This window comes from Pseudoalteromonas shioyasakiensis, from assembly GCF_022398475.1.
Taxonomy (GTDB): domain Bacteria; phylum Pseudomonadota; class Gammaproteobacteria; order Enterobacterales; family Alteromonadaceae; genus Pseudoalteromonas.
In genome coordinates this window covers 1-7573 of sequence record NZ_JAKEVM010000177.1, presented here as the reverse complement: position 1 = coordinate 7573, position 7573 = coordinate 1, and the positions used below count along the sequence as shown (strand labels likewise).

The 7573-nt window shown below is 40.0% G+C and carries 5 protein-coding genes; 2 read left to right on the top strand and 3 right to left on the bottom strand.

The window, feature by feature from the left end:
- Window positions 1–105 precede the first annotated feature (105 nt).
- Window positions 106–1437 carry a dicarboxylate/amino acid:cation symporter gene (locus L1D51_RS19675; protein ID WP_055020834.1) on the top strand — a complete coding sequence of 444 codons (1332 nt, stop codon included), beginning with the start codon at window positions 106–108 and terminating at the stop codon, window positions 1435–1437.
- 63 nt (window positions 1438–1500) lie between these two features.
- Here the strand turns inward: L1D51_RS19675 and sohB are convergent, their stop codons facing one another.
- Both sohB and L1D51_RS19665 read right to left on the bottom strand, forming a co-directional pair.
- On the bottom strand, window positions 1501–2517 hold the full coding sequence (gene sohB / locus L1D51_RS19670; RefSeq protein WP_239964579.1) for a protease SohB: 1017 nt from the start codon (window positions 2515–2517) through the stop codon (window positions 1501–1503).
- 115 nt (window positions 2518–2632) lie between these two features.
- Window positions 2633–5065, bottom strand: a complete 2433-nt coding sequence (locus L1D51_RS19665; protein ID WP_239964578.1) for a VolA/Pla-1 family phospholipase — start codon at window positions 5063–5065, stop codon at window positions 2633–2635.
- A 228-nt stretch (window positions 5066–5293) separates the two neighbouring features.
- Between L1D51_RS19665 and L1D51_RS19660 the strand changes: the two genes are divergently transcribed.
- Window positions 5294–6037: a YciK family oxidoreductase gene (locus L1D51_RS19660; RefSeq protein ID WP_054562005.1), complete on the top strand. Its 744-nt coding sequence runs from the start codon at window positions 5294–5296 to the stop codon at window positions 6035–6037.
- A 59-nt stretch (window positions 6038–6096) separates the two neighbouring features.
- Here the strand turns inward: L1D51_RS19660 and pssA are convergent, their stop codons facing one another.
- On the bottom strand, window positions 6097–7422 hold the full coding sequence (pssA, locus tag L1D51_RS19655) for a CDP-diacylglycerol--serine O-phosphatidyltransferase (protein WP_175079541.1): 1326 nt from the start codon (window positions 7420–7422) through the stop codon (window positions 6097–6099).
- Window positions 7423–7573 lie beyond the last annotated feature (151 nt).

The window sequence follows — 7573 nt, the reverse complement described above, 5'->3', positions numbered from 1 at the left end:
CCTTTAAAGGCAACGAAATTATTTAACTATTTATCGAATTTTTCTGTATAAAAATCTTCATGCTGGTAGTCTATGGCAAAATTTATAAAAAAATAGACTGGGTGTATGTCAAAAGTACGATCTTTAAGCCTTACATCTCGTATCATGGTAGGTATGGTACTAGGTGTAATCGTTGGTTTTATCTTTCAAGCCATTTTAGCGGGTGAAGACGATTTCCTTATTCCACTAGGGTTATTCTCTTTACCAATTAAAGCATTTTTTGTTGATGGTATTTTCCATGTTGGTGGTCAAATTTTCATTGCAAGCTTAAAGATGCTTGTGGTGCCACTGGTTTTTGTATCATTAGTCTGTGGTACTTGTAGCTTAAGCGACCCTAAAAAATTAGGCCGTTTAGGCGGTAAGTCAATTTTGCTTTATTTAGCAACGACCGCAATTGCGATTACTGTTGCTATTACCTTAGCCTTATTAGTTAACCCAGGTGAAGGAATCAATTTACCTTCGGATGCTAACTACAGTGCAAAAGAAGCACCTACCCTTGCGCAAGTCATTATCGGTATGTTCCCAACAAACCCTATTGATGCTATGGCAAGTGGTAATATGCTACAGGTTATTGTTTTTGCATTATTATTCGGTGTTGCTATGGCCCTTAGCGGTAAAGCAGGCCAACGTGTTGCAAATGTTTTTGAAGACTTAAATACTGTTATTTTAAAGCTAGTTACCTTACTTATGAACATTGCACCTTATGGTGTGTTCTTCTTGATGGCAAAACTCTTTACAACCATCGACTTAAAGCTAATTAAGAGCCTTGCTTTATACTTCGGTGTGGTTGTATTTGCACTTCTGTTCCACGGTTTAGTTAACTACAGTGTCTTGTTAAAGTTATTTACCGGCCTTAACCCAATTACGTTTTTAAAGAAGATGAAAAACGCTTGCCTATTTGCATTTAGTACATCTAGCTCAAGTGCAACTATGCCTATTACCCTTGAAACTGCGAGCAAGAAGTTAGGTGCGCACAACTCAGTTGCTTCGTTTACTGTGCCTTTAGGCGCAACCATTAACATGGACGGCACAGCAATTATGCAAGGTGTTGCGACCGTGTTCATCGCACAGGTATTTTCAGTTGATTTAACAATTTCTGATTACTTAATGGTAATTTTAACCGCAACACTTGCTTCTGTGGGTACTGCGGGTGTACCTGGTGTTGGTCTTATTATGTTAGCCATGGTGTTAAACCAAGTAGGCTTACCTGTAGAAGGTATTGCTATCATCATTGGTGTTGACCGTTTACTCGATATGACACGTACCGCTGTCAACGTAACCGGTGACTGTATGGTTACCTGTGTGGTTGCAAAATCTGAAGGTGAATTTGATGAGGACGTATTTAATGACCCTAATGCCGCTAAAGATTTAGAGGACTATCATAAGTCAATTAAGTAATTACTTATCTGCAGCCCATAAAAAACCCGCTAAGTTAGCGGGTTTTTTATTGATAGTGCTTGGTTATGGATTTAAGCCTTTAAGACGTGACATTAAACTAACACCCGCTTTACTTACCCCTGAACTCAAACCAACAGCAAGCTTATCGCTTAAATTCTTCTTAATACGGTATTTAACTTTATAAATTTGACGTTCTTTAGCTTGGCTCAATAAGATATCATCACTTGTGTCAATCTTATCAACTAAACCTTTATCGAACGCTTGGGTAGCAAACCAATGCTCACCGGTTGCAACAGTATCAATATCTAGAGATGGACGCTGCTCACTCACAAAGGTTTTAAATAAACCGTGAGTCTGTTCAATTTCTTCTTTGAATTTTTCACGGCCTTTATCGGTATTTTCACCAAAGATAGTTAGCGTTCGCTTGTATTCACCTGCGGTGATTTGCTCAAAATCAACATCATTCTTTTTCAAGATTTTATTAAAGTTAGGAATTTGCGCAATAACACCAATCGAGCCAACAATTGCAAAAGGTGCTGCAATAATCTCATTGGCCACACAGGCCATCATATAGCCACCACTTGCTGCTACTTTATCAATAGCAACAGTTAAATGAATTCCAGCATTACGTAAGCGTTGTAGTTGAGAGGCAGCAAGGCCATAGCCGTGTACCACACCACCACCACTTTCAAGGCGTACCAGCACGCGATCTTTTTCTTTGTCGGCAATGGTTAAAATAGCGGTAATTTCTTCTCGTAGGCTTTCTACTTCGTGGGCATCAACACTGCCATTAAAGTCAATTACATATAAACGTGATTTAGGCTCGTCGTTTTGCTGTTTTTTAGTCTCAGCTTTTTGCTGTTTTTGGTGAGCCTTGAGCTCTTTTTTTGAAAGAGTATTTTCGATAAAGCTTTGTTTTAGATCATCAAGTTGCTCACTCAAATCATCAATCGTTATCTCCCCTTTCTTCGCTTTGGGTTTCACTGCAGCGCCCATGATAATGGCAACAATCACAGCAATTGCGATGACAAATGTCAGGGTCTTTGCAAAAAATAACCCGTATTCATATAAAAATTCCAATCAAACTCTCCATTTATTAATGCATCGGCACAATTTACCACGCTTTAAAGTAAAAAAAAGCCACATGATGTGGCTTTTTACTTAATTGGTTATTACTTAATTAGTAAGGTTCCGATTATTCAGTAACGACTTCTGTATTAGTAACCTGAAGATACTGACCACGGCTAGCTAGGAAAGTCGCGATTTGCAATTGCATTTCTGCAGTTGCCGCCGCACTTTCTTCAGCAGTTGCACCTGAATCTGCCGTTGCAGCAGGTGTTAACACTGAACTGTGATGGCCTTTAGTGAATTTAACCACATAACTCATTGCATCAGCTGTTGGACCTTGTGTTTCAGCTACCGTTGATAAACCCATTAAGTTAGCAAGAGGTAAACTACCAGCAATTGGGTTACTCGCTACCATAGGTGGAATAACCATATCAGCATTGTTATTTTCACCATCACCCACTACAACGCTCATGTATACTGGCGTGCCAAGTGCTGCAACAGATGCTGCGTAGTTAGATGGGTCGCCGCTATCAAGTGCTGTTTGCGCAGCAAAGGCAAACTGAGTGATCACACTTTGAATGTTAGCTAATTTTGCTGTTTCGCCTGCCATTGTTAACGAACTTACGTACTCTTTATAAGCACATGTAACGAAAGCCGTTTGGTTAGACGCAAGTGAACCACAGTTCGATAGCGCTTCATTTTGAGTATAAGCACCAAACTCCGCTGATTCAGCTGTGCCTGCTGCAAGTAATACAGAGCCTTGTACAAATGGGCCAAATGTATTTGACTCAATTAAGAAGCTGGCGATACCACCGCCACCACTGGCAAGTGCTACGCTTTTAACGTTGAACATTGGATCAACTTGGTCAGCTAGCGGTGCATTAGTCACAGCAACAAATGCTGGAGCAACTACCGAGCCTAATGAATGACCTAAGAATGATACATCTTGTGCATTTAAATCAGCAGCACCGGTAAAGTTAAGACCTAAGCGTAAGCCAAGTAAATCAGCAACTGATTGGCGTAAGCTATCACGCGCTACTAATAATGACTTTAAGTTCATATAGCTTAATACAGAACCTGTAGAGGCATTAAAGTCGTCAGTACCGTCGCCGTCTACATCTACACCACGCTCACCATGCATAGGGTGATCGATTGCAGCTGTTGCAAAGCCTTGCATTGTTAGCTGTGCGGTAATAGCTAGCATATCTTCTTTTTTAGAAGTAATACCGTGCTGCAAAATAACAACAGGCCAACCACCTTCAGGCATTGCTAACTCATCCATACCTAACTGACCACGTATTGCATTGATCACAGGTAAAATTGGTTTAGTCATTTGCACTGGCACATTAGCAATGCTTTGTGTTTTTGGAATTGTGTTGTACTTAGTTAAGTGTTTTGTTTGATCTAAGCCTAAATCACGTAACTTACCATCACTTAACGCCATACAAAGGCCATCAGTTTCGCTAATAGGGTCTGTTGGGAATGAGTCACCGGCTGCTGCCGCATAACCAAGCACAGCTACACCACTATCACACAAACCTTGCCAATAAGTCGCTGATAAATCATCGACCGTTGTGCCTGTTGGTGTTGCTAAATACATAGGTAACATTACGCTACCCTTTTGATACTGCACACCACCAAACACAGGTGATAAACCTGTAACACCTTGTGATGCAAATACTTGCTCAACCGTAATAACAGGTTGCTCAGGAATTTGCACCATCGGCGTAGGTAGAGCATCTTGCGTTAAACTTGCTGCAAGCAGCTGTTTTACTGTACCAAGTACTTGACCTGCTGATTGCATTGTCATCGCAGCAGAATAGATAATTTCATCTTTTGTGATGGCACCACCCGATGTCACAGCATCTTCGTAGCTATTGATAACCGCTTGAAGTGACTTTTGCGAATCAGTGATAAGTGTTGTCTCTTCGCTCACTAGTGCATAAGTTGAAGATGGCTCAATTGAACGCCCTTCTGAGTCCATTAATGATGTTGTCAGAACATTAATGTAAGTGCTGCCCGCTTTAAATGGCTTAAGTGGGATAACAGCAACCGCATCACCGGAGCCTTGGGTAATGAAGTCAACGCCAAAGGTTAATTCAGACACTAATTTACAAGCAATACCCGCTGGAACTTGCGAGCAAGTTTCATCTGTTTGGCTTGCACCCATTACAACTTCAAAAATACGCACAGCTCCTGGTGAAGCAGCAGAAGTCATATCAAGAGAAATACCCGCAGGAAAAGTTAAATCGATTTTAAACGGAGTTTGTGTTGACCAGCCATCAAGGGCACCAAGTGCAAGCTGAGGATCAGCATAAGCTGCACGTTCAACACTGACATTGTTGTCGTCTAATTCACCCGGCATGTTTAAAGTACCATCAAGGGTACCACTCATCAGTAAATCATTCGGTACTGAGATTACACTATTCGCTGGGTCAAATTTTACTGTCGCGGTTGGGAGAACAGGAGGATTATCATTTTTTACATCTTCTAATGTTTCTCCTCCACCACAGCCAGTAATGGCTGACGCAATGGCTAGTGAGAGTAGCAGTTTTTTCATAATTTCGCTCCGCGCAAATCTTATTGTTATTGTGTGTTCAGGGTTAAAAGTAGTTATTCTACTACCTTCATTCTAAGTTAATTTAATGTAATTAGGTTATTAATGAGACATTAGACCAGTTAAAGTTAACGTAAAGTTTCAATTTTCGCCACCTTAATTTGCAATAAATTCGATAACTTGGCTTTTTGCTATGGTAAAATGATGAAAAATCTAATCGATGGTACGTTTATGCATACTTATAAAGCCGCAGAGAATGCGCTAAAAGACAAAGTAATTTTAATAACAGGTGCTGGTGACGGCATTGGTCGTGTTGCCGCATTAACTTATGCTAAGCATGGTGCCACTGTTATTTTACTTGGAAAAACAACCAATAAACTTGAATGTGTTTATGATGAAATCGTAAATGCAGGCTATCCACAACCGGCTATTGTGCCAATGGATTTAAAAGGTGCCACAAAACAAAACTACCGTGACTTAGCTGCAACCATCGAAATGCAGTTCGGTAAGTTAGATGGTTTACTCAATAACGCTGGTATTTTAGGTTCATTGGGCCCACTTGAACATTTCTGTGTTTCTACCTTTGAAAACATCATGAAAGTGAATGTAACTGCACAAGCTATGATCACTAAATTCATGTTTCCGCTGCTTCGCAAATCTGATAGCGCATCTGTTATTTTTACTTCGTCAGGTGTTGGTCGCCAAGGCCGTGAACACTGGGGTGCGTATGCAATCTCAAAATTTGCTGTTGAAGGTATGATGCAAACGTGGGCTTGTGAAGTGGGTAAAACCAATATTCGCGTGAACTGTATTAACCCAGGTGCTACCCGCACATCGATGCGTGCATCAGCTTACCCTGGTGAAGATAGAGATAAGTTAGCAACACCTGAAGATTTAATGCCAACATATTTATACTTGATGAGCGACGACTCTAAAGAGGTGAACGGCCAGTCTTTAGATGCTCAACAAAAGTAAAGTAGATTGCTAATATCTAGATACAAAAAAGCAGCTTTCGCTGCTTTTTTAATTTTCGATTAAATAAAACGTTTGATAATAAAATCAACTTTTACACGTTTAGCCTGCCCCAATAATTTTTTAACCGGTGCAGGATAGTCATCCATCGTCTCTAAATCCTGTGGACCTGTCAAACGACGACAGTGCTGCAAAATAGCGTGTTTTTCATTTTCTATTTGCTCAAGAATATGCTGCTTAGGGTCGTCAATTAAAATACCGTTTTCGATATCTAAGCCCCATGCGCGTGGATTTAAATTATGTCCACTTAATAAATGTAAGCGCTTATCAGAGCAAATCCCTTTTAAGTGAAAAGAATTACTTTCATGCTTCCAAAGGTAAACATTCAAATTACCATTACTGATGTGGCGTTTTTGTGACTTTAAAAACTTATATAAAATGGTTTCATATAAATAAGGTAATGCACCAATTTTACTAAATGGCTCACTTGGCGGCAGATAAAAATCGTTTGCGGTTTTATCCCCTACCACAATAGTTACTTGCTTGCCTTGCTTCAATAAACGGCGTAATGAACGCATTAATGGGGCAGGAAAGTTAAAGTAAGGGGTATAAAGAACGAGTTCTTGCTCTGTGGTATCGAATAACGACTTAATTAAACGATTCAGCTTATTACTTCTGCGTCCTAAACCTAAAAATAAACGCACACCCAACTCACCGGCACTGGCTTCTGCAGCACTTTCGTAACTTGCCGATTTAAGTTCACGCATCAATTGTTTTTGCGCGACTTTAATATCATTAAACTTTACCAGTGGACGCATATCAATACGTGGCACTGCTGCTGAGCTTAAAAGATGTGTTTCTATAAATTCGATGACCGAATTACACAAACCAGCTTGGCGAACTAAAAAGTAGCGGTCTAAACGGTAACGTTCGTCTTGCTGCAGATACACATTATTTAAGCTTGCGCCGCTGTATAATAATGTGTCGTCAATCACAAAGCCTTTTAAATGCAGGACTCCGAAAAGCTCTTTGGCTTTTACTGGAACACCATGAACTTTAACATTTGATTGATACTGCTCTTGAAAATCACAATACATGCTGGCATTGCCATCAGACTTAGCCGCACCAATTAAACCACGTTGAGCTCGGTGAAAATCAACGAGTACTTTTACTTCTAACTCAGGGTTAGCAAGTGATGCTTCATGTAACGCAGTTAATATTTCTCGCCCAGCTTCATCGTCTTGCAAATATAAAGCAGTAATATAAATTCTTTTTTTCGCTGCACCAATTAAACGCAATAGTTCAGTGCGATACTCTTTTGCATTGGTTAAGACTTGTACGTCTTCTGTAGTCAGCCCAAAAGCGGGCTTTTCCTGCCAAAATACCATAATTGCCTGTTCGTTTAGTTAGCTCATACCAAGAGCTAATATCAAAATTAGCTAAAACATACCAAAAAAATATTGCTTGGTCATGAATTACCGTACTTTGATCACAGAACAATTTGTAATTAGCCTGTTTTATGAGCAAAAAGAGTTATTT

Bases quoted from the DNA above. Each gene is read 5' to 3' on its own strand.
- L1D51_RS19675 (WP_055020834.1), top strand. From the start codon at position 106: ATGTCAAAAGTACGATCTTTAAGCCTTACATCTCGTATCATGGTAGGT.
- L1D51_RS19665 (WP_239964578.1), bottom strand. From the start codon at position 5,065: ATGAAAAAACTGCTACTCTCACTAGCCATTGCGTCAGCCATTACTGGC.
- L1D51_RS19660 (WP_054562005.1), top strand. From the start codon at position 5,294: ATGCATACTTATAAAGCCGCAGAGAATGCGCTAAAAGACAAAGTAATT.
- pssA (WP_175079541.1), bottom strand. From the start codon at position 7,422: ATGGTATTTTGGCAGGAAAAGCCCGCTTTTGGGCTGACTACAGAAGAC.